The 699-nt window shown below is 66.2% G+C and carries 1 protein-coding gene; it reads left to right on the forward strand.

Annotated features, from left to right (window positions below; all coding sequences use genetic code 11):
• The first annotated feature begins 87 nt into the window (after positions 1 to 87).
• Positions 88 to 624 (forward strand): hypothetical protein, encoded by a 537-nt coding sequence (locus U9980_RS03755; RefSeq protein WP_322766692.1) that lies wholly within the window; start codon positions 88 to 90, stop codon positions 622 to 624.
• The last annotated feature ends 75 nt before the right edge of the window (positions 625 to 699 follow it).

Raw genomic sequence — 699 nt, forward strand, 5'->3', positions numbered from 1 at the left:
CGGCCCTGATCAGCTGCTGACCAGCGGGTCTTTCAATGGAAACAGACGGGTCGACGTTCCGAGACGGCCCGGCAGGAGGGCAACATGATGACGGTTCACTCCGACTGCGCGATGGTGCCGGAATTCACCTGGGAGCCGGTCACCGCGACAGGAGACCAGTTCGCGCTCCGGGTCGACGACGAGGCGATCGCCCAGATGCGGAAAGACTGGCGTGCGCAGGGTCGGATCACATGCAAGGTCCGAAAGCATCTGATGGTCGTGGAAACACGCCACGGCGGCCTGCGGGTCGCGCTCGGGTCGACCGGCGACACGCTCGCGGAATTCCAGCAGGGACGCGGGGGAGCCCTCGTCAAACTGACCGGAGACCGCTGGCTACGTTGGATCATACCTAACCGGCAGGGTTTCGCCCGGGGTTTCGTCGCCCACGCCACCGGCGTGCCACGGATCGACGGGCACAACGTGGTGCTGTTTGCCCGGGACGGGATAGCGATCGTGCTCGGCGGACGCAGGATCCTGGTCGGCCCGTCCGACGGAGCCCCATCACTACATGAATATGATCTTCTGCTGGCTCTCGGCTGGTTCCTCATCCTGGTCGACGGACCAGCCGTCCCGCCACTCAGATGATCGCGGAGCAACCGGGGGGTCGGTTACCGGTCCGTGGCGAACCGGGATGCCAGCGCGGCCGCGATCTCGGCCGCG

The sequence above is a fragment of the Protofrankia sp. Cr1 genome (assembly GCF_963555865.1).
Taxonomy (GTDB): domain Bacteria; phylum Actinomycetota; class Actinomycetes; order Frankiales; family Frankiaceae; genus Protofrankia.